The sequence below is a fragment of the Mesorhizobium sp. M1365 genome, assembly GCF_040317865.1.
Classification (GTDB): Bacteria; Pseudomonadota; Alphaproteobacteria; order Rhizobiales; family Rhizobiaceae; genus Mesorhizobium.
In genome coordinates this window covers 1-2,500 of the sequence record NZ_JAMYLG010000080.1, presented here as the reverse complement: position 1 = coordinate 2,500, position 2,500 = coordinate 1, and the positions used below count along the sequence as shown (strand labels likewise).

Here is a 2,500-nt window from a genome sequence, read left to right as displayed (position 1 = left end):
AACCAGGATGTTGGCTTAGAAGCAGCCATCATTTAAAGAAAGCGTAACAGCTCACTGGTCTAAATAAGGGTCTTTGCGCCGAAAATGTAACGGGGCTAAAGCCATACACCGAAGCTTAGGGTTTGCAGCAATGCAAGCGGTAGCGGAGCGTTCTGTAAGCTGATGAAGCCATACCCGTGAGGGGTGGTGGAGGTATCAGAAGTGCGAATGCTGACATGAGTAACGTAAGGGGAGTGAGAGACTCCCCCGCCGAAAGTCCAAGGGTTCCTGCTTAAAGCTAATCTGAGCAGGGTTAGCCGGCCCCTAAGTCGAGGCAGAAATGCGTAGACGATGGGAACCACGTTAATATTCGTGGGCCTGGAGGAAGTGACGGATCATTGAGGTAGTCCAATCTTATCGGATTGAAAGGGCTGCTGCGTGGTTCCAGGAAATAGCTCCTCCTTATAGACCGTACCCGAAACCGACACTGGTGGACTGGTAGAGTATACCAAGGCGCTTGAGAGAACTATGCTGAAGGAACTCGGCAAATTGCACGCGTAACTTCGGAAGAAGCGTGACCCTTTCATGCGCAAGCATGGGAGGGTGGCACAGACCAGGGGGTAGCGACTGTTTATCAAAAACACAGGGCTCTGCGAAGTCGCAAGACGACGTATAGGGTCTGACGCCTGCCCGGTGCTGGAAGGTTAAGAGGAGGGGTGCAAGCTCTGAATCGAAGCCCCAGTAAACGGCGGCCGTAACTATAACGGTCCTAAGGTAGCGAAATTCCTTGTCGGGTAAGTTCCGACCTGCACGAATGGCGTAACGACTTCCCCGCTGTCTCCAGCATAGACTCAGTGAAATTGAATTCCCCGTGAAGATGCGGGGTTCCTGCGGTTAGACGGAAAGACCCCGTGCACCTTTACTATAGCTTTACATTGGCATTCGTAGTGGCATGTGTAGGATAGGTGGTAGGCTTTGAAACCTGGGCGCCAGCTCAGGTGGAGCCACCCTTGAAATACCACCCTTATCACTATGGATGTCTAACCGCGGCCCGTTATCCGGGTCCGGGACAATGTATGGTGGGTAGTTTGACTGGGGCGGTCGCCTCCTAAAGAGTAACGGAGGCGCGCGATGGTGGGCTCAGAACGGTCGGAAATCGTTCGCTGAGTGCAATGGCATAAGCCTGCCTGACTGCGAGACTGACAAGTCGAGCAGAGACGAAAGTCGGTCATAGTGATCCGGTGGTCCCGCGTGGAAGGGCCATCGCTCAACGGATAAAAGGTACGCCGGGGATAACAGGCTGATGACCCCCAAGAGTCCATATCGACGGGGTTGTTTGGCACCTCGATGTCGACTCATCGCATCCTGGGGCTGGAGCAGGTCCCAAGGGTATGGCTGTTCGCCATTTAAAGCGGTACGTGAGTTGGGTTCAGAACGTCGTGAGACAGTTCGGTCCCTATCTGCCGTGGGTGTAGGAATATTGAAAGGATCTGTCCCTAGTACGAGAGGACCGGGATGGACGGATCTCTGGTGGACCTGTTGTGGCGCCAGCCGCATAGCAGGGTAGCTATATCCGGACGGGATAACCGCTGAAGGCATCTAAGCGGGAAACCCACCTTAAAACGAGTATTCCCTGAGAACCGTGGAAGACGACCACGTTGATAGGCCGGGTGTGGAAGAGCGGCAACGCTTGAAGCTTACCGGTACTAATAGTTCGATCGGCTTGATCGTTCTCATTCCTAATGCCCATTTCTGGTGACAATCCTTGGATTGCGCCGAGATGAATGGCACAGAAAACAGCTTCTCGAGCAACGTGCGTTTTGCCGACCTGGTGGTTATGGCGGAGCGGCTGCACCCGATCCCATTCCGAACTCGGCCGTGAAACGCTCCAGCGCTGATGGTACTTCGTCTCAAGACGCGGGAGAGTAGGTCGCTGCCAGGTCTGCCAAGCGCACGTTGTTTAATCTTCTCCTTACGAACAGGCCCGCCAACGGGATATCGGGCCGCGCAAGCGGCCCTTTCATTTGGCGGAAGCTTGAATCCAGTGAGCCAAGGCTTACTTCTAGGGTTGACGCGGGGTGGAGCAGCCCGGTAGCTCGTCAGGCTCATAACCTGAAGGTCACAGGTTCAAATCCTGTCCCCGCAACCAAATTCGAAAACGGCCCGCCTTGTGCGGGCCGTTTTCGTATGGGCTGAAGTACGGCGACAGGACACTTAGCATTCCGCGGCCAATTTTTCGCGTATGTGCTCCGATCCACCTCTCATACGTGGGGCGAATGGCCGATCGGGATTTACGACGCGCCAAAAAGGCGCGCTGCCGTCTTGACTGATATGCACCAGGTGCCGCCGCACAGTCACTGGGCAGCAGGCGTCTGCTCCGTATTTTGCCGCGAGCTTACGTCGTAACTCTGCAAGGTCCGAAAAGTGGCCAGGTCCGTACGCATCCGGTGAAGACCGCAGACGTGCGCATCCGGCAGCCAGGAGAACCTGAGCACCGGAGTGCTGGGGTCAAGCTTTCTTT

The 2,500-nt window shown here is 55.2% G+C and carries 1 tRNA gene and 2 rRNA genes (1 of these 3 cut by a window edge); all 3 read left to right on the top strand.

Going from position 1 to position 2,500, the window contains the following annotated elements:
* Nucleotides 1-1,710, top strand: a 23S ribosomal RNA gene (locus NKH04_RS32430); it begins 1,089 nt to the left of the window's first position.
* 96 nt (nucleotides 1,711-1,806) lie between these two features.
* Nucleotides 1,807-1,921, top strand: a 5S ribosomal RNA gene (rrf, locus tag NKH04_RS32425).
* A 130-nt stretch (nucleotides 1,922-2,051) separates the two neighbouring features.
* Nucleotides 2,052-2,128 (top strand) — tRNA-Met (locus NKH04_RS32420).
* Nucleotides 2,129-2,500: the final 372 nt, after the last annotated feature.